The sequence below is a fragment of the Staphylococcus sp. HL28 genome (assembly GCF_021117155.1).
In the GTDB taxonomy this organism is placed as follows: domain Bacteria; phylum Bacillota; class Bacilli; order Staphylococcales; family Staphylococcaceae; genus Staphylococcus; species Staphylococcus warneri.
In genome coordinates, this window is record NZ_CP088218.1 from 664,573 (window position 1) to 687,788 (window position 23,216).

The 23,216-nt window shown below is 31.4% G+C and carries 22 protein-coding genes; 12 read left to right on the forward strand and 10 right to left on the reverse strand.

What is annotated here, in order from left to right:
- Nucleotides 1–14: 14 nt before the first annotated feature.
- The 3 genes from murQ to LPC11_RS03040 all read right to left on the reverse strand — a co-directional run bounded on the left by murQ (nt 15) and on the right by LPC11_RS03040 (nt 2,477).
- Nucleotides 15–902 carry an N-acetylmuramic acid 6-phosphate etherase gene (murQ, locus tag LPC11_RS03030; protein ID WP_041613677.1) on the reverse strand — a complete coding sequence of 296 codons (888 nt, stop codon included), beginning with the start codon at nt 900–902 and terminating at the stop codon, nt 15–17.
- Nucleotides 903–908: 6 nt separating this feature from the next.
- Nucleotides 909–1,961 carry a MupG family TIM beta-alpha barrel fold protein gene (locus tag LPC11_RS03035; protein ID WP_023373724.1) on the reverse strand — a complete coding sequence of 351 codons (1,053 nt, stop codon included), beginning with the start codon at nt 1,959–1,961 and terminating at the stop codon, nt 909–911.
- 171 nt (nt 1,962–2,132) lie between these two features.
- Nucleotides 2,133–2,477 carry a hypothetical protein gene (locus LPC11_RS03040; protein ID WP_023373722.1) on the reverse strand — a complete coding sequence of 115 codons (345 nt, stop codon included), beginning with the start codon at nt 2,475–2,477 and terminating at the stop codon, nt 2,133–2,135.
- 45 nt (nt 2,478–2,522) lie between these two features.
- Here LPC11_RS03040 and LPC11_RS03045 point away from each other — a divergent pair, with 45 nt between their 5' ends.
- Entirely contained in the window at nt 2,523–3,260 is a 738-nt protein-coding gene (locus LPC11_RS03045) for a CPBP family intramembrane glutamic endopeptidase (protein ID WP_107566376.1), read from the forward strand.
- A 20-nt stretch (nt 3,261–3,280) separates the two neighbouring features.
- On the opposite strand, the gene LPC11_RS03050 is transcribed toward LPC11_RS03045, so the two are convergent.
- Nucleotides 3,281–3,979, reverse strand: a complete 699-nt coding sequence (locus tag LPC11_RS03050) for a helix-turn-helix transcriptional regulator (protein WP_023373719.1) — start codon at nt 3,977–3,979, stop codon at nt 3,281–3,283.
- Nucleotides 3,980–4,400: 421 nt separating this feature from the next.
- On the opposite strand from LPC11_RS03050, the gene LPC11_RS03055 reads away from it, so the two are divergent.
- The 7 genes from LPC11_RS03055 to LPC11_RS03085 all read left to right on the forward strand — a co-directional run bounded on the left by LPC11_RS03055 (nt 4,401) and on the right by LPC11_RS03085 (nt 12,493).
- Nucleotides 4,401–5,192 (forward strand): inositol monophosphatase family protein, encoded by a 792-nt coding sequence (locus LPC11_RS03055; RefSeq protein ID WP_023373717.1) that lies wholly within the window; start codon nt 4,401–4,403, stop codon nt 5,190–5,192.
- Between the two features lie 156 nt (nt 5,193–5,348).
- Entirely contained in the window at nt 5,349–6,308 is a 960-nt protein-coding gene (locus LPC11_RS03060) for an LCP family glycopolymer transferase (RefSeq protein WP_443028897.1), read from the forward strand.
- Between the two features lie 273 nt (nt 6,309–6,581).
- On the forward strand, nt 6,582–9,536 hold the full coding sequence (fdhF, locus tag LPC11_RS03065; RefSeq protein WP_023373713.1) for a formate dehydrogenase subunit alpha: 2,955 nt from the start codon (nt 6,582–6,584) through the stop codon (nt 9,534–9,536).
- On the forward strand, nt 9,536–10,006 hold the full coding sequence (locus tag LPC11_RS03070) for a helical membrane plugin domain-containing protein (RefSeq protein ID WP_023373711.1): 471 nt from the start codon (nt 9,536–9,538) through the stop codon (nt 10,004–10,006). Before fdhF ends, LPC11_RS03070 begins: the two co-directional genes overlap by 1 nt.
- A 171-nt stretch (nt 10,007–10,177) precedes the next feature.
- Complete coding sequence (locus LPC11_RS03075) at nt 10,178–10,426, forward strand: hypothetical protein (protein WP_023373709.1); 249 nt, start codon at nt 10,178–10,180, stop codon at nt 10,424–10,426.
- A gap of 22 nt (nt 10,427–10,448) precedes the next feature.
- Nucleotides 10,449–11,225, forward strand: a complete 777-nt coding sequence (locus LPC11_RS03080; protein ID WP_107566375.1) for an N-acetylglucosaminidase — start codon at nt 10,449–10,451, stop codon at nt 11,223–11,225.
- 143 nt (nt 11,226–11,368) lie between these two features.
- Nucleotides 11,369–12,493 carry an FAD-dependent monooxygenase gene (locus tag LPC11_RS03085; RefSeq protein ID WP_104681535.1) on the forward strand — a complete coding sequence of 375 codons (1,125 nt, stop codon included), beginning with the start codon at nt 11,369–11,371 and terminating at the stop codon, nt 12,491–12,493.
- Between the two features lie 55 nt (nt 12,494–12,548).
- On the opposite strand, the gene LPC11_RS03090 is transcribed toward LPC11_RS03085, so the two are convergent.
- The 5 genes from LPC11_RS03090 to LPC11_RS03110 all read right to left on the reverse strand — a co-directional run bounded on the left by LPC11_RS03090 (nt 12,549) and on the right by LPC11_RS03110 (nt 15,743).
- Entirely contained in the window at nt 12,549–13,511 is a 963-nt protein-coding gene (locus tag LPC11_RS03090) for a 2-hydroxyacid dehydrogenase family protein (protein ID WP_023373704.1), read from the reverse strand.
- Between the two features lie 79 nt (nt 13,512–13,590).
- Complete coding sequence (locus LPC11_RS03095; protein ID WP_023373702.1) at nt 13,591–13,905, reverse strand: DMT family transporter; 315 nt, start codon at nt 13,903–13,905, stop codon at nt 13,591–13,593.
- Nucleotides 13,905–14,237: a DMT family transporter gene (locus LPC11_RS03100; protein WP_041613676.1), complete on the reverse strand. Its 333-nt coding sequence runs from the start codon at nt 14,235–14,237 to the stop codon at nt 13,905–13,907. Before LPC11_RS03100 ends, LPC11_RS03095 begins: the two co-directional genes overlap by 1 nt.
- Before the next feature lie 245 nt (nt 14,238–14,482).
- Complete coding sequence (locus tag LPC11_RS03105) at nt 14,483–14,977, reverse strand: CHAP domain-containing protein (protein WP_023373698.1); 495 nt, start codon at nt 14,975–14,977, stop codon at nt 14,483–14,485.
- Nucleotides 14,978–15,299: 322 nt separating this feature from the next.
- Nucleotides 15,300–15,743 carry a DUF4870 domain-containing protein gene (locus LPC11_RS03110; protein ID WP_023373696.1) on the reverse strand — a complete coding sequence of 148 codons (444 nt, stop codon included), beginning with the start codon at nt 15,741–15,743 and terminating at the stop codon, nt 15,300–15,302.
- Between the two features lie 391 nt (nt 15,744–16,134).
- Here LPC11_RS03110 and LPC11_RS03115 point away from each other — a divergent pair, with 391 nt between their 5' ends.
- Entirely contained in the window at nt 16,135–17,205 is a 1,071-nt protein-coding gene (locus LPC11_RS03115; protein WP_002465508.1) for an NAD/NADP-dependent octopine/nopaline dehydrogenase family protein, read from the forward strand.
- A gap of 66 nt (nt 17,206–17,271) precedes the next feature.
- On the forward strand, nt 17,272–18,666 hold the full coding sequence (gene nhaC / locus LPC11_RS03120; protein WP_023373694.1) for a Na+/H+ antiporter NhaC: 1,395 nt from the start codon (nt 17,272–17,274) through the stop codon (nt 18,664–18,666).
- 431 nt (nt 18,667–19,097) lie between these two features.
- On the opposite strand, the gene LPC11_RS03125 is transcribed toward nhaC, so the two are convergent.
- A complete protein-coding gene (locus LPC11_RS03125; RefSeq protein WP_023373692.1) occupies nt 19,098–19,847 on the reverse strand; it encodes a CHAP domain-containing protein in 750 nt (249 codons plus the stop codon).
- A 617-nt stretch (nt 19,848–20,464) separates the two neighbouring features.
- On the opposite strand from LPC11_RS03125, the gene LPC11_RS03130 reads away from it, so the two are divergent.
- Nucleotides 20,465–22,447 carry a helix-turn-helix transcriptional regulator gene (locus tag LPC11_RS03130; protein WP_231307348.1) on the forward strand — a complete coding sequence of 661 codons (1,983 nt, stop codon included), beginning with the start codon at nt 20,465–20,467 and terminating at the stop codon, nt 22,445–22,447.
- A 26-nt stretch (nt 22,448–22,473) separates the two neighbouring features.
- Nucleotides 22,474–23,190 (forward strand): transcriptional regulator, SarA/Rot family, encoded by a 717-nt coding sequence (locus LPC11_RS03135; protein WP_023373689.1) that lies wholly within the window; start codon nt 22,474–22,476, stop codon nt 23,188–23,190.
- Nucleotides 23,191–23,216: the final 26 nt, after the last annotated feature.

Genomic DNA, 23,216 nt, shown 5'->3' on the forward strand with positions numbered 1-23,216 from the left:
AATTAGCCTCCCCCTTAACCTTTGATGGCTTGCTTAATCACTCCATTATGTTGTAATAATTTGTTTTGTGCATCATCTTTAGTTGTGTCACATAAATACATTACAACGGCAGTTTTAATGTTTTGATCGGCTTTTTCATAGAGTAACTTGGCTTCTTCGTCATTTAAATCACATATATCTTTAATAATTCTAATTGAACGTTGAATTAATTTTTGATTTGTTGGTTTCAAATCTACCATTAAATTATCGTAAACTTTCCCTACACCAATCATCGTCATGGTAGATATCATATTAAGAATAAGTTTTTGAGCAGTGCCTGATTTTAAGCGAGTTGAACCAGTTAATACTTCAGGGCCAACAGGTACTTCTAAGGCATATTGTGATATCTTACTTATCTCACTACTAGTATTACATGAAAGAGACACGCTTACGGCATCGACCTCATTTGCATATGCTAACGCGGCTTTAACGTATGGTGTGCGTCCACTAGCAGAGATACCAATCACTATGTCATCTTTAGATAGTTGAATTGCTTTTAAATCAACTTTACCTTGTTCTTCATTATCCTCCGCACCTTCAACAGCTTCTGTCATAGCCTTACTTCCACCTGCAATAATACCTATGACTTCATCAGGTGAGTTATTAAATGTAGGTACACACTCTGCTGCATCTAAAACACCTAATCGACCACTTGTGCCTGCACCAATGTATATCAATCGACCGTGTTGCTTGAATTTAGATATCGCTTCTTTGATGACTTTTGTTAATTCAGGAATGATCGGTTCGATTGCTTTAGGAACCATTTGATCTTCGTCATTCATCGTTTTAAGTGCTTCTTGAATTGACATTTCATCTAAATGCATGGTCTCTGTATTACGTGATTCAGTCGTTAAATGATTCAATTGTCATTACTCCTTTAAACATTTAAATTCAAAAGTATCACCTGGCGCTATCAAATGGATAAATGGTTGATCCTGTTTATAAATTCGTGCAATACGATTGATATTTGGATGTCCTTGAAGTGGTGATTTAATTATTTGTAGTTCACCTTCATAGCGACCATTCAGATGATTATCGATGGTAACATCTCCGGGTAATCTTTGGTCGATACCAATGGCTTCAATAGTTTGGTTAATTAATTGTCTAGATTCATGTGAACGTATGATATGTTCGGGCGAATCAATTCTTGAATGATGTTTAGTAAATAGTATATTTGACAGGTCATCATTGATACATTCAGTGACATTAACACGCAGTTCAAAGTGTCGTTGGACACATATTTGATAAAGTTGACGCGCTAAAGTTAAATCAAACCCAGTATCTCCAATAATCATATTTGAGATACCAACACGTTCTAATTCATTAATCGCGATACAAGGATGCTGATTACGATGTACCTCTATGGTTGGTAACCCTTTAAAAATGGGTCCTCTTAATTCAGTTCCTGGAATGAAGGCATATATGTCTGCTGTTGAATCAAAAGAATGAATGAGGTCATTTTGTTGTTTGACAAATGTCGCACTTAATCCTGTATCTGGCCTTGGATAATAGTTATGACAATATACTAATGATTGACTATTTGAATAATGATATAGCGTGGATAATTCACGTTGAGTTATCGTACTTGCGTTAATGCAACATCGATAACCGTGCTGATGTATATCATGAATAAGATTGATATTAAGATCATGATCAATTCTGAAAACAAAATCCCCATGAGCGTATTGATCTAATAAACTGTAAAAGTGGTGATTAAGTAAAGAAGGATTCACATCAATAATAAAGGTGATTGAATATTGAGATAATAACTGACACAGTTCCCCAAAATGCGTCAGTGTATGTTGATCATCCTCTTCGGGTATTTGCAGAGAAGTAAAAATAGTATCGTATCCCTGAGATACCATTGATTGAATATATGTTGTATTCAATTTACTTCCTAACGAGACCGAGAAACCGAGCATGATCATCCTCCTCATTTATTAGCTTAATCATATCCGATTATAACGCTAATATTAGTCATTTACAATTTACATTTTAGATTTAGGTTTATTTTTTTACAAAAATATTAATAATTAAAATAGATAGTGCTTTTGAAGAATAAAATGTGAAAAATGAAGTGGGAATAAGTAGAATTAAAAAGTCCGATCTTTGAATTGGACAAGTGTACTGTAAATCATATTTTGGTACTCAATAATATGATGAAAAATATCACCATAATTAATAGTATGAAGCGGGTGTTCAACGAGGTGAAAAATTAAACTTTGATAATGAGCGAAATGACTTAAAGAGGTATAACTATGAAATGTTGAATTCCTCTTAATCCAATTACTTTCTTTAATGATGAATGTGTTAAATTCATTTAATGATGGTTCGAATTTGCTATAATGTGATATTAAGTAATATTTTAGCATTTCAGTATGTGTGATTAATTGTGTTAATTTTAATTCTATGTGGTTTAATGTTTCTTGAGAATTCATAAAGCCTCCTTAATAGTTAAATGTAAAAAGAAAGGAAATATAGAGATGAAACTTTCAAACAAAGGGTACAGTTTTAAAGATATTGCTTGGAGAGATTTACTTTTAATACCAATTATCTTTATAACAATGATGATATTTTCAAGGATAGGTGTAAATATATTAAATACGCATTATATACATACAGATAGATTAATGGGTGAGATGGTTGCTACCGTTGCTCAAACCATGAGTTATGTTATTGCCATTTTATGTTTTTACCTTATGCATGTCAGTTCCTTTTCAGAACGCTTGAAGAATGGGATGAATTATTTAAAGAAGCATTGGAAGTTTTTAATTGTGATGTTCATTATCTCAATTTGTGCGTCGAAAGCCTATGAATGGATTATGGAATTATTACCTCAATCATGGCAATTTAATGAAACACAAAATGAATTAGCCTTAAATCAATTATTTAAGACGCCTCTATTCTTACCAATCACTTTTATATTGATAGTAATTGTTGGACCTATCGTTGAAGAAATTGTATTTAGACACATCATTATAGGTGAATTGGGCAAAAAGTTTAATTTTATTTTTATGGGAATTATCTCTGCTGTAACATTTTCACTAATCCATGTAAGTGATGCTAAATCACCATTAGAATTTGGTGCATACTTTATACTTGCAGTTATATTAGTATTCGTTTATTTAAAATCAAACAGAAATTTAGCGTCTTCTATTACAATTCATATGCTCAATAATCTTTTATCATTTATGATCACGATATATACAATTTCTATGTAATATACAATAAACCCAACTGTTTACACGTGTAGATCAGTTGGGTTTAAAAATTGTTGATAATTATCAATCGTAATATCATGAGTTTTAATTGTTTTTTCAAATGAGTAGGAGATATCCCGTATATCTTTAATAGGTAATTCTCTTGTAGAACCTAATCCGATTTCAAATACCACAGCATGCCACTGACCATCTTTACATAATAGACCAATAAAGATAACATTCTCTGCTAAAGTTTGATCTTCTTCATCAAAATCAACAAGCATGACATTACGTTCAGTACAGTAAATTAAAATATCGGAAAAGATATTTGGAAGTGTTATTTGTGCAGTATCTTCGAATTTTATATAGTAATCCATTTTTTTTAATAATTTTCGTACACGCGTTTGCGGTAAAGTTAAACATTGTTTAAGAATATCTTGAATTTCTTTAGTATAGGGTAGCGTAGAATAAGATTGACTTTCATTTAAGGTAAGAAATAGTGCAGACAATTGACTATCAGTCAAAGTAAGTGAAATTTTAGCTTGTGCATCTTGAATTTTATAACCACCCTGGCTACCGTGAGAAGCATGAATTTGAACACCTTGATTTTCTAAATCATCAATATCTCTAAGAATGGTACGTTTAGATACATTTAAACGTTTGGCTAATTCAGAAGCAGTTATTTTATTACTTTGTTGTATTACTGTTATTAAGCGATTTTGTCGTTCTAACTTATTCAATGAAAGTCACCTCCAAATTAACATTACATATTACAATAATTATATCATATAAGCGACAATGATGACATTTCTAGCGCATTTTTGGATTAAAAAGTGAAAAAATGGTCAAAAAAATTATTAGAAAACGCTTACAAAAGAAAACGCTTTATGTTAATATATTATTTGTAACAGGGGGAGCGATTAACAAAGGGGTAGAGCTATATAACAGATAGCTGGTAATCGTTCGAGTTACACTAAAACATCTTCAATATTTATTACTTACTTTCCTTTCTATTTGTCGGCTAGCATAAGACTAGCCGATTTTTTTATGGTTAAAAGCTGCAAATGGACATTGGCATGTTAATATAGCTATTAACACATTTATTTTAAAGAATCATGATAAATAATTAATATTTTTTAGATATATAGGAAGGTGTTATTAATGCATAGCAATGATTTGCACATGATAGATGAAATGATAACAAAATGGTTGAAAAACGTAGACCAAATTATCCCAAATTTAATCGCGGAAATGAAGACAGATACAAAGTTAAATCGTTTTGACTTAGTAACAAATGTGGATAAACAAATTCAAAATGAATTCCAGGTATTTCTACAAACACATCTTGAAGGTCATCGGTTATTTGCAGAAGAAAAAAATAATGATGAGATAGATCCTAGACAAGGACAAGTTTGGATTATGGATCCTATAGATGGTACGGCTAATTTGGTAAAACAACAAGAAGATTATTGTATCATTTTAGGTTATTTTGTAGATGGCGAACCTAAACTTTCATATATATATGATTATCCACATCAGCATTTATATAAGGCTATTGAGAATGAAGGCGCATTTGATAATGAGCAAGTAATGAAACAACCGCCTAATCTGGATATCGAAGAAGCCATATTATCGTTTAATACACAAGTCATGAATGATGATACGATTCATCAATTATATAATGCGTCATTTAGTCATAGAATTATTGGTTCTTGTGGATTAGATTCAATTAGGGTGATTAAAGGGCAATTTGGTGCACACATCAATACTAATCCTAAACCTTGGGATATTGCCGCACAATTTTTATTTGCGAAAGAACTTGGTTTGAAAATGACAGCGTTAAATGGTGGAACTATAGATTTATCAACGGCTGCGCCATTTATTATTAGTAATGAAGGATGTTATTCAGCAGTACTTGAAATTTTACATAGTGATATGGGTTATGAAAGATAAAATAATGTACGACATTAAAATCATTATTCCATTTTCCATTAAGATTAATATTTTACAATAAATTTCGCATAATAAGACTTTAGAAGTATAGTAAAAAAATTTTTCTATTATATAATAATAAAGGTATATAGCATGTAAAGTAATTATGGAAAAGGAATGATGGGTGTGCGCAGAACAGAAAAAAATAGAATGAGTCTACCAGCTAAAATTTTAGTATGGTTTGTTGGTATATTATTTATATTAGCGCTATTAGCAATGATATATGTTATTGCCAAGATATTTATTACTGGGGATAAAATACATAATCCTTTAAATAGAGATTATTCACATTTAAGAAACGGCAAAGTTAATTTGAAAAATGGTGATCCATTCACGATAGCATTATTTGGTGTAGATTCAGATGCTGAACGTAAAGCACAAGGTGGCGGATCTCGTAGTGATACAATTATGATTCTGTCTATCAATCCAAAAGAGAAGAAAACAGAGATTGTAAGTGTACCTAGAGATACTCAAGCTAAAATGGTTGGCAAAGGTACAACAGAAAAAATAGCACATGCTTATGCGTATGGTGGCCCTAATATGGCAGTCAATTCATTAGAAAAATTAATGAATGTTCCCATTGACCATTACGCAACGATTGATATGGATGGATTACATGACATGATAGATACAATGGGCGGCATTGATGTTGTAAGTAACGATACGTTTACAACAAACGGGGTACATTTTGAAAAAGGCAAGAAAACGCATGTTAATGGTGAAGAAGCAATGAGCTTTATTAGAAGTCGTAAAGAAGAAGGCGCTGGCGGAGATTTCGGTCGTCAGGAACGCCAACAACTCATTTTAGAGGCTATGGCCAATAAAATGAGTAGCGCGTCATCTATTACACATTTTGCACCTTTAATGAATGAAATACAAAAGAACGTTAAAACAGATTTGTCATTAGGGGAACTCAATACAATTAGAAGTAAATATAAAGATGCTAATGATACAGTGAGTAGACATCAATTAGATGGTCAAGGTGGCATCCAAGATGACGGATTATATTACTTTGTACCTAGCGATAACTCACTTCAAGAGAATGCGAGTTTACTAAAAGATAATTTGAATTTATAACTACTTAATTATAAATAGGTATTAGCTATAAACAGGACAATAGCGACGATTTTAAAATCTCGCTATTGTCTTTTTTATTCTATTATTTGTATTTGTTTAAAATATCCATATTTTACAATCAATTAAATTAAAAAAATACTTAACATTGCATTCTTAAAGTTATACAATTAAGTTGATTCTATCTATACATATATGTGTGGGGCATTTTTAATAGATGGAAGTTAGATATTATAACGTTAGCATATACGGAATTATATATAATGGGGTGAAAATATGAAAGAACATTTAATCGTCACTCTAGATGGTACAGATTATTTGGTTGAACCGGGTACCAACTTACTTGAATTTATACGTTCGAGAGATACGTTCGTACCAGCCATTTGCTATAACGAGTCAATGGGTCCGATTCAAACTTGTGATACCTGTACTGTAGAAATTGACGGCAAAATAGAAAGAGCTTGTGGCACAACAATTGATAGACCAATGACAGTCAATACAACTACGGATCAAGTGCAAGCATCTCAAAAAGAAGCGTTAGATCGTATTTTAGAAAAACATATGTTGTATTGTACAGTGTGTGATTATAACAATGGAGATTGTGAAATTCATAATACGATGGACGAGTGGGGGCTTCAACATCAAACTTATGAATATAAAGAAAAGCCATATGAAAAAGATTATGGTCCATTCTACCGCTATGATCCGAATCAATGTATTTTATGTGGACGTTGTGTAGAGGCATGCCAAGATATTGAAGTAAATGAAACAATCAGTATTGATTGGGATCGTGAACATCCTAGAGTTATTTGGGATAATGATGTACCTATTAACGAATCATCATGTGTATCATGCGGCCAATGTGCAACAGTTTGCCCATGTAATGCTATGATGGAAGTCAATATGGAAGGTAACGCTGGCTATATGACAGATACTGAACCAGGTTCATTAGCTGCAATGATCGATTTAACTAAAAAGGCTGAACCAGGTTATGGTCCATTATTTGCTATTTCTGATTCTGAAGCGGAAATGCGTAAAGAGAGAATTAACAAAACCAAAACAGTTTGTACATACTGCGGTGTAGGTTGCTCATTTGAAGTATGGACTAAAGATAGAGAAGTATTGAAAGTACAACCTTCACATGATTCTCCGGCTAATAAAATTGCTTCGTGTGTGAAAGGGAAATTCTCTTGGGGACATATTAATTCTGATCAACGTTTAACGAAACCACTTGTGCGTAAAGATGGTCAATTCCATGAAGTTGAATGGGAAGAAGCATTAGATGTTATTACAGATAATTTCAAACAAATTAAAGACAAATATGACGCTGATCATTTGGCATTTATTTCCTCTTCAAAAGCAACAAATGAAGAGTCATATTTAATGCAAAAACTTGCACGACAAGTTATTGGAACGAATAATGTTGACAACTGTTCAAGATATTGCCAAGCACCGGCTACTAAAGGTTTATTTAGAACTGTTGGACACGGGGGCGATTCAGGTAGTATTGAAGATCTTGAAAAAGCAGCGATGACTGTATTAATTGGTACAAATACTGCTGAGGCACACCCTGTTATTGCATCACGAATGAAAAGAGCTCAAAAATTATTTGGTCAAAAATCTCATGTATTTGATATTAGAAAACATGAAATGGCTGAACGTGCAGATGAATTTTATCAACCAAAACCAGGTACAGACTTAGTATGGTTAGGTGCTGTAACGAAATATATTATTGATCATGACCTGCATGACAAAGCATTCCTAGACGAATGGGTAGATGATTTTGAGAAATATTATGAATCATTAGCACCATTTACGATGGCATTTGCAGAAGAAGCTACAGGTATCCCTCAATCACGTTTGATTAACTTTGCTAAAGAAGTAGCTAAAGCAGAATCAGTATCTATTTGTTGGGCAATGGGTATCACACAACAAGATATCGGAAGTGATTCAAGTACTGCCATTTCAAATTTATTACTGGTAACAGGTAACTATAGAAAACCAGGTACAGGTGCATATCCATTACGTGGACATAATAACGTTCAAGGTTGTAGCGATATGGGTAGTATGCCTGACCAATTTACAGGTTATCAAAAAGTGGTTGATGATGATGTTCGTGCGAAATTCGAAAGAGAATACGGTGTCGAATTAAATAAGAAACCAGGTCGAGATAATCATCAAATGATTGAAGGTATTCATAATGGTGAAATTAATTCACTATATTTATATGGTGAAGATACTGGAATAGTTGATTCTAATATCAATTTTGTTCAAGCAGCCTTTGAAAAATTAGACTTTATGGTTGTTCAAGACGAATTCTTAACTTTTACAGCAACTTATGCAGATGTGGTATTACCAGCCAGTCCGTCATTAGAAAAAGATGGCACGTTTACCAATACTGAACGTCGAATCCAAAGATTATACCAAGCACTTGATCCTAAAGGTGACTCTAAACCAGATTGGAAAATTTTCCAATTAATCGCAAATCGTTTAGGATTTAACTGGAATTACAAACATCCAAGCGAAATTATGGATGAAATTGCACGTGTGACACCATTATATGAAGGTGTAAGTTACGACTTATTAGAAGGCTTTAATAGTTTACAGTGGCCAGTGCATAAAGATGGTACAGATGAGCCATTACTATATTTAAATGGATTTAACTTTGATAACGGTAAAGCAAAACTTTATCCATTAACATTCGATAATTTCTTTAAAGAAGATGAAGTGTATGACCTGCATGTTAATAATGGTAGATTATTAGAACATTTCCATGAAGGCAACATGACATATCAAACTGAAATGATTAAATATAAAGTGCCTAATGCCTTTGTAGAAATCTCACCAGAACTTGCTGAAGATAGAGGCATTCATGAAGGTGCACAAGTTAAATTAATTTCTGAAACTGGCGAAGCTACGTTAACGGTACATGTTACAGATCGCGTTAGTGGTAAACAAATTTACATTCCATTAAATAATGATGCTTTAGAAAATGGCGATATGGGTGCAATCAACTTACTTACTAATAGTGATGTAGATCCAGACACAGATACACCATCGTATAAACGTACAAGTGCAAGAATGGAAGTGATTACTAAACGTGGTAAATCACCGTTAAATCCAACTAACTTCCGTGTAGACAAACAACGTAATCCACAATATAGTGTCAGAGTTGATAAAAAATGGGCGCGTCCAGACTATATTTTCCCAGGAAATCAGGTGAATGACTGATGGCAGAAAGAATAACTCAAATTAAACGCATGGAAAAGTCAGATGCACAAGTCAAAGCAGATAATCTCAATGAAGTGTTAGATGCAATATCTGAGAATAAAGATAGTATCATGAAAGCAATTCGATTAGTTAAAGTTTTAGACGAAGCGAAATTATTAGACGCACTATCTGGTGGTATTAAAGGTAGACAAGTCATTATTAATAAATTTGCAGTCGAATTAAATAAAGATATTTATACTGGATTATTATCTAATATGGCATCTTTAGTATTTTTACTTGGCGACTTAAATGTTAAAGACTTAAGTGAGATGCTCAATAGACTTAATAAAGGTATGCATGTAGCCAATCAAGCAAGTAGCCATTCCAAAACGAATGTTCGAAGCTTGCTAGGAGTTCTTAAAGATGATGATATGAATAGAAGTATCACTTACATGCTTAATTTATTAAAAGGTATGTCTCGAGAAGATTAGATATAAGAAGAGGTCAGAACAAACAACTTTTGATGAACAGGTTTGTCAAAAGCATGATGGATGATTCATTTTCCATCACATGTTCTGACCTTATTTCTTTATGTCGACATTTACAATTTAAATCATGTATCATGTAGGATAAGTATTATTTTAAGTGAATAGAGGTGTCATATGATTAATCCCAATATATTAAAGGCTATGGCTATCGTATCTAATGTTTTATTAGTGATTGGTATCATCTTTTTAATAATGTTGAAGTTGATATTAGCCATCACATTTTTTGCGGTATCGTTGGCTATTAGTTTAGTAATATTTAATGTACTATTTCGTGATAGAACAGGTATGAAGATTGCAATTAATGTATCATTTTTTATCGTTGTCATAGCAATTGTAATCGCATATGTCGTTTTGTCTAAATAGTTAAAATAGGAGCTTTTATTGAATGAAGAAAATGAGTAAGTCCCGTGTTAGTACTATTATTATCATCTTACTATTGATCGTTTTCGGAATACTATATATTATTTTTGATACTAATTTATTTAATAATGATAAACGTGTGTCTTTTAACGAAGCGGTCTCACGTCAACAAAATAAAGGCGTACTTAATATGAAAGAAGATCATGGTGAGTTTAAAAAAGCAAATGAAGATGACATTAAAAAGGCAATGTCAATTCATCATGGTGATAATAAACTCAAATATATGGATATTTCCGAAAAGGTACCTATGTCAAAAGAAGAAGTTAATAAAATGCTCAAAGGAAAAGGGATTTTAGAGGATCAAGGGCAAAGTTTTATAGATGCTCAAGATAAATATGAAGTTAATATTATATATTTAATCAGCCATGCAATTGTGGAAACTGGAAATGGTGACTCTGAATTGGCACATGGAATCAAAGATGGTAAACACAATTACTATAATTTTTATGGTATCGGTGCATTTGATGAGAATGCGGTACATACTGGTAAAAGTTATGCCAAAAAGAAAGCTTGGACATCGCCACGAAAGGCGATTTTAGGTGGGGCAAAATTTGTAAGAAACCAATATTTTGAAAATCAACAAATTTCACTTTATCAAATGAGATGGAACCCGAAAACACCAGGACAGAATCAATATGCAAGTGACATACACTGGGCTGACAATATAGCAAAAATAATGAAGAAATATTACGAACAATTTGGAATCAAAAAAGACAAAGTTCGAAAAGATTATTACATTTAAATTATAAATTGATAAGAGTATCTGCTTGAAAGCAAGCGGTATACTCTTTTTATTGTGGCAAACATATCTTTTGTTTACTCAATTTTGTAAATGTATGAGATGTGATAAAATATATAAGAATTACAATGTTGAGGTGGAATCATATGAAAATCGCAATTGTCGGTGCAGGGATCGGTGGATTAACAGCGGCTGCACTATTACAAGAACAAGGTCATCAAGTTAAAATTTTCGAAAAAAATGATGCAATTAGAGAATTGGGTGCGGGAATAGGTATTGGTGACAATGTCATTCAAAAACTACACAACCACGATTTAGCGAAAGGTATAAAAAATGCGGGTCAGAATTTAACATCAATGCAAACGCTTGATGAGCATAATAAACCATTGATGACTGCACATTTAAAGCGAGATACACTTAATGTTACATTATCTCGTCAAACACTAATCAGTATTATTCAATCTTATGTACAACAAGACAGTATTTATTTAAAACATGACGTAACCAAAATAGATAACAGTAATTCAAAAGTCATTCTTCATTTTATAGAACAAGAAAGTGAAGCCTTTGATTTATGTATTGGTGCAGATGGTATACATTCAACAGTTAGAGAAGCTATTGATAGCCAAAGTAAGATTCAATATCAAGGTTATACATGCTTCCGTGGGCTAGTCGATGATATTCATTTAGATGAAGCGGATGTAGCTAAAGAATTTTGGGGTAAACAAGGACGCGTGGGTATTGTGCCATTAATTGATAACCAAGCATATTGGTTTATCACAATCAACGCTAAAGAAAAAGATGTCAAATACCAATCATTTGGTAAGCCACATTTACAAGCACGATTTAATCATTATCCAAATATTGTAAGACAAATATTAGATAAACAAAGTGAAACAGGCATTATTTTAAACGATATTTATGATATGAAACCACTAAAATCTTTCGTTAAAGAACGTACTATTTTACTAGGTGACGCAGCACATGCAACAACACCTAATATGGGTCAAGGTGCAGGACAAGCCATGGAAGATGCAATTGTATTAGCCAACTGTTTAAAATCATATGACTTCAATGAAGCATTAGAAAGATATGATAAATTAAGAGTAAATCATACAGCAAAAGTGATTAAAAAATCACGTAAAATTGGTAAGATTGCGCAATATCGTAACAGTTTGATGATCAAATGCAGAAATACAATGATGAAAATATTACCGAATAAAATTGCTTCAAATCAAACTAAATTTCTTTATAAATCTAAAGAAAAATAGTATATAAGTAAAAAGGCAATCCAAATCATATCAGTGATTTGGATTGCCTTTTGTTTTACTGTTGAGGATTAACAATGAATTGCGGCGTTTTGCCATTTAATTTTTTAATTGTATCATTTGCTACAATTTTAGCCATCATATCTCTTGCTTCAAATGTTGCATTACCAATATGTGGTGTAAGTACAACATTTTTAAGTGATTTTAATTCATCTGTAATTTTAGGTTCAAATTCATATACATCTAATGCTGCACCTTCAATTTCTTGATCTTGTAAGGCTTTTACAAGCGCTTGTTCATTAATGATTGGACCGCGGCCAGCATTAACAATATACGCTGTAGATTTCATCTTTTTAAATTGTTCAGTATCAATTAAGTGATGTAAATCAGGATTATAGGCAGCATTAATTGTGATGAAGTCTGCGTTTTCAAGTAATGTATCTAAATCAACATATTTAGCGCCGATATCTCTTTCTTTTTCTTCTTTACGATGAGGTCCAGTATATAAAACATCCATATCGAATGCACGTGCACGTTTTGCAACTGCACCACCAATTTCTCCTAATCCAATAATGCCAATGGTTTTCTCAGAAACTTCTCTACCTCTAAAGAATAGGGGTGCCCAACCATCGAAGCCTTTAGTACGTGATAACTCGTCACCTTCAACAATACGTCTCGCGACACTTAAGATAAGACCAATGGTTAAATCAGCTGTAGCATTGGTTGAAGCTTTCGGCGTGTTTGTCACATCAATATCTTTCTCACGTGCATAGTCAATATCTACATTATTAAAACCTGCACCATAGTTAGCAATGATTTTTAAATTTTTACCACTATCAATCACATCTTTATCTACATTAGTTGATAATAAACTTACTAATGCAGTGGCATCTTTGACACCATTCATTAATGCTTCTTTACTAATTAATCCTTCATCATCGTACATTTCTACTTCGAAATGTTCTTTGAGAAGGTTTAAACCAACCTCTGGAATTGCACCTGCGATAAATACTTTTTCCATCCTAATCACTCCTTTTATCAACAGTATATAAAAAGATAATACGCTAAACAATGAATAAACATATGAGTAGTAAATTATGTTAATTGATTAAACGTAATCCTATGACCGATCCAAGTATAAGTATGATACATAGGATACGTATGATATTTTTTGATTCATGATAAAAGATCATACCTATAATCGTACCCCCAGCTGTACCAATACCTGTCCAGATAGCATAAGCCGTCCCCATTGGAATATCTATCATTGATAGTTTTAATGTACTAAAACTACAGACAAAGGCAATGCCAATGAGAAAAATGAAAATTTTATATTTAGTTCTAGACCATTCATTCATTAATATAACACCAATCACCTCTAAACAACCTGCGATTAAAAGATACACCCAAGCCATTATTTGCTACCTCCTTCAACATCATCCGTTGTGGAAAGTTTTAAACCTATAATACCTAAGATTAATAAAGTAACTAATAATATTTTCATAAATGTAAAAGGTTGGTCGAAAAATAGCATATCGACGATCACAGTACCAGCTGCTCCTATGCCTACGAATATCGCATAGACTGTACCAACTGGTAAAGATTTCGTAGCATCGATGACGAGATAAAAGCTTAAAATGATAAAGATAAGTGTAAATAACCAACTTAATATTGAATCAGCATTATTCAGTCCAGTAACCCATATGATTTCAACTAGTCCTGCTAGAATGACTTTTAACCATTTCAAAGTCACAGTCCTCCTTATAAAATAATAATAAAACTATTTTCTCAAATTTAGAGAAAGAGGGCAAAGTTTGAAGTGTATAACGTCATAGTGCATATAGAGCGTTGAATTATAAATGTCTACTAATATAAGGAGAGCGTATGTTTAATAGAGGGAATGAAAAGGAGGATAATTTGTAAAAAGAAAAAAGCCTGTAAATGCTTAATTAAAAGCACTTACAGACTTTAAATGTATATTTCATAAATGAATTAGATATGAATATAATTATATGAGCTTGCTTCACTTGCAGAAATAGTACGTGTGCTTACTGAGAAAGGTCCACCGTTATAGTTCATTTCAGAAACTGTAACTGAACCGTCAGAACCAACATTTTCAACATAGGCAACGTGACCGTAACCACCTGCTGATGATTGTAAAATTGACCCAGCTTTTGGTGTATGATTAACCGTATAACCAGCTTGTTGTGCAGCTGATGCCCAGTTTCTAGCGTCTCCCCAAGTTGATCCTACTTTTCCGCCAACTTTGTCATAAACGTACCAAGTACATTGACCAGCTGTATATAAGTTACCTGAAGTAGATCTTTCTGATGTAGTATTGCTAGTAGATGTTTGAGCTGTATTATAATTATATGATTGATTATTTGATTGATTAAATTCTGCAGCATCTGCGTGATGAGCTGTTGTACCGAAATATGCAGCGCCAATGCCTGCTGTTAATGTAGTAATAGTTGCGATTTTTTTCATGATAAATATCCTCCCGAATTTTGTATGGTTTTAATATGTAAGAAGATACGGCGTAGCGAACCGGACATCATCTTCATTTACCAATTTAAGTTTTATCGTTTTTACGACAAGAGTAACTTTAACAGAAAATCATCACCTTGTGCGGAATGTTACATCATCGTAATTAAATTAAAAAAACCATGACGCCCGCTGTAATAAACGAGAATCATGGTAATAAAAGTTTGTAACGCTTACAAAGTGCATACACACTGATTTATAATTAATTTAATATATGAACATCAATCATAAATATTACAAAGAGTTGTAATAAATGCATTAGAGACTATTTGAAAAATCTAATGCTAAGTGGAATTAAATATTCATTGCCATTATAGTATTTAACACACGCAATAATAGTGAAAATAAATGAAACCAAGGCTAAAACCATCATAATAATGAAACCAATGATATAGATAATAAAACCTACAGTCATAGAGGTATCAGTACCCATGCTTAAACCTATGAAAAATGGCACTAACATAACAACTAATATAATAATTGTCCAAATTGTATATGAAATAACATAGTTTAAGTAATTTTTACCGGCTTTATTGACGAAACGAGATTCTTTATGTTTGATAATCCAAATGATAAGCGGCCCAATAAAGCCACTGAATAAACTTAATAAATAGATTAACATAGCCATTAATCGTGATTCTTGGTTATCTGAATCTATTACTTCAGATGTTTGATGATGTAAAACATCATTCTGATTGTGCTCTGTCATGGTATTACCTCCATTTTATATGTAAATTAAATTTATTACATCTTTACTATATCAAATAATTATAAATTGATAAATAAGTTTTTAGATTTACTAATAACATGATATACGTTATTGTTCATTTAAAGGTTTAATTCATTTAAAATGAGGATATATAAAATTATTCCAAGGTCATGGGTTGAAAGTAAGTGAGACGTTAATTATACCCAATTCTAATACTCAAACATAATTGACCAATTAAAAATGATTGTTACATCTATAATGAATGATTTTAGTATTTAGGCGTTGTAGCAAGATTGAAAAATAGAGTGGGACTAAGAAATCTTTTTATAAAAGTCATTTCAGTCCCGCTTTTTTAATGAAAGAAAAAGATTAAGAAAGAGAGAGGATTTTAATGAAAATAGCAATTATTGGTTCAGGTAATGGTGCTGTTACAGCTGCACTAGATATGGTGGATAAAGGTCATGAGGTTAAATTGTATTGTCGTAACCAGTCTCTAGAAAAATTCAATAAAGCAATAGAAAAAGGTGGATTTGATTTTAATAATGAAGGGGAAGAAAAATTCATTCAGTTCACGGATATAAGTGATGATATTGAATATGTAATGAAGGATGCAGATATTATACAAGTCATTATTCCATCTTCATTTATTGAATATTATGCAAAAGTGATGTCTTATCATGTCACAAATGATCAACTGATATTCTTTAATATTGCTGCATCAATGGCGTCTATACGCTTTATGAATGTACTTGAAGATAGACATATTGATGTCATGCCACATTTTGCTGAAGCTAATACATTAACTTATGGTACACGCGTTGATTTTAATGAAGCACGTGTAGATTTATCGTTGAATGTGCGCAGAGTATATTTCTCTACATTTAATCGAGAAGAATTAAATGACAGTTATGATAAAGTTTCACAAATTTATCCCAATTTGGTTAAAGAGGAAAGTTTACTTAAAACAAATTTAGAAAATGGTAATCCAGAGGTTCATCCAGGGCCTACTTTATTAAATGTTGGACGCATTGATTATGCAGATGAATTCTCGCTATATAAAGAGGGAATTACAAAGCATACAGTTCGTTTACTTCATGGTATTGAATTAGAACGTTTGAATCTAGGACGTAAATTAGGATTTGAATTAGAAACTGCTAAAGAATCTAGAATTCAACGAGGTTATTTAGAACGCAAAGATGAGGATGAACCGTTAAATCGTTTATTTAACACGAGTCCAGTATTTTCTCAAATTCCTGGTCCCAATCATGTAGAAAATAGATATTTAACAGAAGATATTGCGTATGGGTTAGTACTATGGTCTAGCTTGGGACGTGTGATTGATGTACCTACGCCTAATATTGATGCAGTTATTGTCATTGCTTCTACCATTCTAGAACGTGATTTCTTCGAAGATGGGCTAACAGTAGAGGAATTAGGATTAGATAAATTAGATTTAGAATAGTGATTTAAAAAATATGGAAAGGAAAGAGGTCTTGTTTCAAAAAGAAAAGTAAAGGGGTTTAGATATATGAAAAGACAACCAACTTTTTTAGAGTCTATATCTACAATTATTGTCATGGTAATCGTAGTAACAACAGGATTTGTCATCTTTAATATACCTATTCAAGTTTTATTACTTATATCTTCAGCTTATACAGCATGTATTGCTTATCGGGTAGGATTACGTTGGGAAGATTTGGAAGAAGGGATATCCAAACGATTAAATACAGCTATGCCGGCTATCTTTATTATTTTAGCAGTGGGTATTATTGTAGGTAGTTGGATGTTCTCCGGTACTGTACCTGCACTTATTTATTACGGTCTTAATTTTTTAAATCCAAGTTATTTTTTAGTTTCTGCTTTTATCATTAGTGCAATTACATCAGTAGCTACTGGTACAGCTTGGGGTTCAGCATCTACTGCGGGTATTGCGTTGATATCAATCGGGAACCAATTAGGTATTGAAGGTGGCATGGCTGCAGGCGCTATTATTGCTGGTGCAGTGTTTGGTGATAAAATGTCACCACTATCAGATACGACAAACTTAGCTGCATTAGTTACAAAAGTCAATATCTTTTCACATATTAGATCGATGATGTGGACTACGATACCTGCATCCATCATTGGATTAATTGTCTGGTTTTTTGCAGGATTAAAATATCAAAGTCATACAAATCCTAAGCAAATTAAGCAATTACTTCATGAATTAACTCAAGTATACAATATTAATATGTTTGTATGGATTCCATTAATTGTGATTATAATATGCTTACTATTAAAAATTTCTACAGTTCCTGCAATGTTAATATCAAGTTTAAGTGCGCTTTTAGTTGGAACATTTAACAATCATTTCAATATGGTTGATGGTTTCAAAGCGACTTTTAATGGTTTTAGTCATACTATGGTAAATCAAAGTCATGTTTCAAATAGTGTCAAAGCACTAATAGAACAAGGTGGCATGATGAGTATGACAGAAATTATCGTGACCATATTCTGTGGGTACGCATTTGCTGGTATTGTTGAAAAAGCCGGTTGTCTAGATGTTTTATTAAAAACAGTATCAAAAGGTGTGAATTCTGTTGGCACACTTATATTAGTAACAGTAGTATGTTGTCTCATGTTAGTTTTTGCAGCTGGTGTCGCATCTATCGTTATTATAATGGTAGGGGTACTTATGAAAGAAATGTTCGAAGAGAGACATTTATCCCAAACTGTATTATCTCGGACATTAGAAGATTCAAGTACTATGGTATTGCCTTTAATACCTTGGGGAACATCAGGTATATACTATGCACATCAATTAAATGTAAGTGTTAATGACTTCTTTATATGGACAGTTCCTTGTTATATATGTGCAATCATTGCAGTTATTTATGGCTTTACAGGAATAGGAATTAAAAAAATTAATAAAAGTGAAGTTTAAATTAATGAAAACGTGGAAAGTATTAAATAAGTTAAAACAATTACATAGATATAAATTGTAGCGATTATATCTGAATGGTGTTTTAACTGATAAATATCCTTCTAATTAGAGTAGTGATTGAGTTTTGTAGCGGAATTTAATCGTGAAATATTTAGACTAAACGAATTCTTTTAAACAACATTTAATAAATTGCCAATTATTATGTAGAAAAAGCGAATCAAGAAAGATTATTTGAATTTGTTTGTAACCAAGAACCGGGTAAGCTTGTAGCGATATTACCTGGTTTACTTGGTTATTAACGAGACAGTTTTTTTGTTACTGGTCTCAATTAAATCGTTAATATAATAGTTGCAATCATATAAAGAAACCGAGTATTACATTCACAAATTTGTGAATGTAATACTCGGTTTTTTGAATATGACTAAAAATGATTAGTGAATGTAGTTATATGAACCAGCTTGACTAGCTGAGATAGTACGTGATGTTACTACACCAGGACCATGTCCATAGTTCATTTCAGAAACGCGAATTGAACCGTCACTGTTAACACTTTCAACGTAAGCAACATGACCATATCCACCTTGAGTGGTTTGTAAAATAGCACCTGCTGCTGGGCGATTATTTACTGTGTAACCTGCAGCTGCTGCAGCGTTTGCCCAATTATTAGCGTTACCCCAAGTTGAACCAACTTTTCCACCTACACGGTCATATACATAGTATGTACATTGTCCAGCAGTGTATAAGTTACCACCATTTGAAGTTGCTCTTGATAATGAAATACCATTTGAAGATGGTGCAGATGTCGTAGTTACATGTACGTTATGGCTTGTTGCTGAATAACTAGCACCTAAACCGCCTGTACGTTGTGGTGTGTTATAAGCTTGAGTGTTATAGCCATAATCATAATTATTATAATTATAGTTATTGTAATTGTTGTAAGCTTGAGTATTGTAACCATAATCGTAGCTGTTATTATGATTTACATTGTCTGGGCTCCAGTTACCTTGCCAAGTGTAGTGGTAGTTACCTTGTTGATCGATTGTGTATGAATAGCTGTATGAAGTTGGATCATTTGGGTTATATCCACCATTGTTATTTTCTGCTGCTTGAGCATCATGATTTGCAAAAGCGAAAGTAGCGATTCCTGCAGTTGCGATTGTAGCTGTAGCGATTTTTTTCATTTGATAAATATCCTCCAATTTATTTTTATAATTTTAATAGCATAAAAGCTATGTTTTTATGTAATTGAATTCGTTCTTAACGACAAGCAATACTTTACCAAAAAAAAGTTGATTTGTGGGCGTTGTTATGGATTTGTAATTTTTTGCTAATATTGTTACACAACTTAAATTAAAAATAATACGGCAATGATTTTGTTGAAATATGATGGTTATGCTATTTATTAATTGAATTTAAAATATTACGAAAAAATGTGTTACATATCTGTAAACTTACAGAAAATTTAAATTGTATTATATTTTAAAGGATGAATAATAAATTAAAGTGTAGGACAACATCACTTAACTATATATGTAAATATGAACTGTTCTTGATCAATGATAGTTATCAACGAGTGATAAAATACATTGAAAAATGGATAAAGTAACTATTAGTCTAAAACATGCTGTTTAAATATAAATGAAAATTGATATAATCTTTAAAAGAATTGATATTATAGAATATTAAATCGTTATAAAATTGAATGTGAAGATAGAGGTTATCTAATTAAAAGATACTTATTAAATCACAACATAAAGTTACATGGATGATGTTATTGTAAGCAGCGTGAGGAAACAACATGATAGAAAACTATTCAGTACGAATATTTCAGAATTTAATTATTAATAATAGTAAAGAGTCAAATATCAAACTTATTTATTGGTTAAAAGGGACAGGTAAATTGGTCATTAACTTAAAAAAGTATGTGATGCATCCTGGTCGTGTTTTACTTGTAATGATGAATGATGTATATCAAATTAAAAGTGAAAACCAAGCTATAACATGTTTAATAGAAGTTTCAACTAAGGATTTCTTGAGATTCGTAACACCTCGCACAAGATTAGTAGGTGGAGAAATACAAACGGTGAACCATTCAAAAATCACTGATCTACTAACCAAGTTAATTGAATTAAAATGTATGAATCAAACAGAAGAAATGATGATTGATAAAGTTATCAAATATTTATGTATTGAATTATGCTCAATCTCTTCAGATAAGAAAGGGGATCAAGGCATTTCACTTATTTCAGAACCTATTCATAATTATTTAGTAGACAACCACTCAAGGAAAATAAATAAGAACGAATTAGTGAATGCAACAAATGTGCCAAGTCATCAATTAACACAAATGTTTCAACATACACCATATTATAGTTTTAACCAATATTTGAATCATATTAGGCTAAAATTTTGTTTGATTGATATTTTATCAACAAATCAATCAATCGAGTATATTGCGATAAATCATGGTTTTAATCATTATTCTAGGTTTATCAAACTATTTAAAGATGCTTATGGTCAAACTCCAAAATTAATTAGAAAACAATATATAGAGACGTCTATCGCTAATAATAAAACAAAAGAAATTAAATTGGACGAAAATATATTGAGACTTTTGAAACATATGAACAAGGAAAATCAACAATCATCTATGTCGATTGATGTTCATTTCCCATTAAATACACAACGCAAAACGATTGTCCCATATCAATTGTATATAGAAGTGAATCAATTAAAGATGTTTAGTCATTTTGATTTGTTGAATTTGAAAGAAAGATTGAATTATAGAAGTAAGCCCATCCATATTATTATAGAATTCGAATTAAATTCACTCATAAAGCAAATCAAAATATTCGAAGAACAATTAAATCAGCAATTAAAAATTTTAAATGATGTGAATATGATACCAGTTTATAATATTAAAGCAGAACATTCAGAAGAACTGACTTCATTGGAAAAAATAGGCATTCAAAAATTAATCAAAATACTATTCCAAATAAAAAGGCGTTTTAAAAATGAAAAGTTAGAATTTTTAATTCAAGGGATTAATATTAATAGAATTAAAGATATTAAACAGCTATTGAATGTTTATTTTGATGATTATCAATTAATTTGGTCCCCTTATCAACAACAATTAAATATGGTTGATAGGGCCGAAAAGCTAGTAGACAAGATTATGATTCCCTTAAATAAAATAAGCCAATTCAAGTTTATTAATAATAAAAAATTAATGATTAATAATTTAATAATGGATAATCATTCTAGTTTTATCAATCAGTCGGAATTTAATCATTTTAAAGACATTTTTAAACAACTAAAAAATGTCAATTCCGTGTGTTTGCATTGGGATCATATAGATATGAAAGATATACAACACTCTCAAATCACATCTACGCATTCTATTTTATTTTTATTAGATATTTATAATCAATTGCGTGGTAATGTTATATTTGAAAATGCTGATTTGATAGTGTCTCATTATAAAAATGAATATCAGTGTATTGCCCTCCTAGATATACCAATGACTAAAAATCCTAATATTGATTTTGTTCAATTCAATTTCGCAAATATAACTAATATCAATCATGCTGAAATTAACATGATAGACTATCAGCCTTTTATGAAGTCATCTAGAGGAGATAGGAAATCAATCAATAAAGAGATTAAAACAGAAAATTTATATTGGATTGGTGAAATTTGTAAAAAAGAAATAGGTAAAAGCACTATAAAACTACCAAGTATAGCAATTGTTCATATTAATATTTTAGTTAATGATGTATGACTGGTATGTAGAAGGGAAGATTCATCATGCCAAATGTAAAAATAAAGGCGTTTATAGCACACTACATGATTATTAAAGTCGCTAACGATTATTTAAAATATTCATACCATTTAACATTTGATCATATTAAATTACTTTACTTTTTAGTAAATGAGAAAAGTAACGAAAAATATATGGATCTTAATCAACTTGAAATGATCGAACAAAAAACAAAGATACTACAAATGCTACAATATTTATATCAACATCAATGGATTTTAAAAGATCGTAAGGATGAAGACCAACGACAATTAAGTATATCTTTAACAGAACTACAGAAACAAAAAATACAATTTTTATTTGGTGAACTTCTTGAAATAATTAATTCTAATCAATTAATTATAAATACTACAACAGAATATTCTATTAAATACTTTATAGCCTGTAATGAAATCATTGGTTACATTAGTCAATGTTTAAATAAGTATAATCTTTCAATAGAAGAACTTTATGTACTAGCTACATTACTTATTAATGAAAATGAAATGACAATTAAATATATGAGATATCAAACACAAAGAGGTGTTGTAGCTTTAAGCCCAAATATTAAAAAATTGAAACAAAAAGGTTATATTATAAAAGAAAGATGTGTCGAAGATGAACGTACTATTAAACTTAAAATCAAACATTGTAATATGAACTTAGTGGTTTCTATCATTGAATCATGTTATGAAATTTTAAAAGAGGGAATTAAAGACTTATAAATAGATGAGTTAAAGATAGAAGGAGT